Source organism: Ferroplasma sp. Type II, assembly GCF_000496155.1.
On record NZ_KI542722.1, the window covers coordinates 1 to 1,774 of the forward strand.

Here is a 1,774-nt window from a genome sequence, read left to right on the forward strand (position 1 = left end):
TTTATACATGGCTACGATCCCATAAGTAGTGCTCATGCAATCGTTCCATACCTAAGCTGGATACATGTTCACACCCCGGGATGGGGAAGTCCAAAAGCAAATAAGTGGATAGCATATGGAAATGTTGGGTATCATGTTGGTATCTGGTATATATCCATAACAGAGCATTATCATTCAACAGTCACAGTTAAACCCAACTCATACGGTCGAGGAATCCCGGGTATGGCATGGGGTGAATGTAAATTATAATTTATTGGTGCATAGTTTATGATGCAAAGAAAAAATAAAATTATTGCTATTTTAATAATCATTTTAATAGTGGGAATTCCTATTTCAGGAATATTTACTGTACACAATAGCCACATATATTTTATACTTGATAACAAAGTAAAACCCTATAAAGCTGGTACCTATGAAAACTATACAATTGTCAATAATGGTATTTACAATGAAGATACATCTGGATATTTAAATATAACTTCAGAAAGTAAGGATATACTAATTAATATGCATCTTAATTATAATAACAGTTGTAATAGTAGCGAGCATATGGCAGAAATAACTACTAACAGAATAATAAATAGAACCGGAAACGGTTTTTATTATAACAATTCAAGAATTATACTGCCATTTTTTTATAACCCGAACTCTCAAACATTAATGCAAGAAGGAAAACAAATAGAAAATTATTCAAAGAAAGATATTACACACAGCATGATCACTACAGGTGGTGTATATATGTACCATATGGGGATATGCTTATATTCTTCATTTAATAAAAACTCCTCGCGCGGAGCAAGTTCTGTTGGGGTTGCCTATGATGCTCACTCTCACCTGCTGCATTCTATGTACGATCTAGGGGATCCAATTTTAGCGAATATAACTGGGGCTTTTTACAATAACACTTCATATCCAATTGGGATGAATTTATTTCTGGATAAAACAAATATAGTTGTTTTTCCAGTCGACTGGCTATATGTTGGCCTAGTTTATCTTGTTGTTGGTTTTTCCATAGGATTTTTTGTCATAGTTCCTGCAGTGATTATAATGTCTATCAGTGCTTATAGAAAACATAGAAAAAAAGGTCATAAAAATGGGAAATAATATAATAAAATGTGAAAATCTAAATAAAAGTTATGGAGATAAAGTAATCCTTAAAAACGTAAATATAGAAATTATGCCCGGGATAATAGCGCTTGTTGCCCCAAATGGTTACGGCAAAACAACATTTATAGAAATGTGCTGCGGGTTAAGGAATAATTACAAAGGAAAAATCAAAATACTTGGCAAAAAAATTAGCGAGGTAAAGCAACTTATTGGATTTGTTGAGGATAAACCAGCTTTCCCAGGCAACGTTATGGTAATGGATTACATAAGAATTGTTTCTGCTATATACAAAACAAAAATAGATGATGAAATAATAAATTTATCTGGAATTCGAGAGGTGTATAATTATAAAATAAAAGATTTATCATCGGGATATTTAAAAAGGCTTGCATTTATTATTTCTGTTATCCATAAACCAAAGCTGATATTTGCCGATGAGCCATTTTCAAACGTTGATGTAACTGCCATAAAAGCAATGCAGGAAATGATCATAAAAATTAATGAGAAAGGCACATCAATTTTAATTGCATCGCATGATTTAAGGGAATTAGCAGATATCGCCAATAGAATATTTTATATAAATAATAATGTATTAGAGGAAATAAAATACAAATTTAATAAAAATATGATTGAAGTGTCATCTAATGATAATGATATTTTAAATAGT

The 1,774-nt window shown here is 31.2% G+C and carries 3 protein-coding genes; all 3 read left to right on the top strand.

Features of this window, described 5'->3' with window-relative positions; all coding sequences use genetic code 11:
• Positions 1 to 249, top strand: a 249-nt coding sequence (locus AMDU4_RS06935) for a hypothetical protein (protein ID WP_290704491.1), incomplete at its 5' end; no start/stop codon positions are given.
• Positions 250 to 267: 18 nt separating this feature from the next.
• Positions 268 to 1,104 carry a hypothetical protein gene (locus AMDU4_RS06940; RefSeq protein WP_021787272.1) on the top strand — a complete coding sequence of 279 codons (837 nt, stop codon included), beginning with the start codon at positions 268 to 270 and terminating at the stop codon, positions 1,102 to 1,104.
• A partial coding sequence (locus AMDU4_RS06945) for an ATP-binding cassette domain-containing protein (RefSeq protein ID WP_290704494.1) occupies positions 1,094 to 1,774 on the top strand: 681 nt, incomplete at its 3' end. The genes AMDU4_RS06940 and AMDU4_RS06945, both read left to right, overlap by 11 nt.

Excerpts from the sequence above, each read along its gene's own strand:
- AMDU4_RS06940 (WP_021787272.1), top strand. The coding sequence starts at position 268 with ATGATGCAAAGAAAAAATAAAATTATTGCTATTTTAATAATCATTTTA.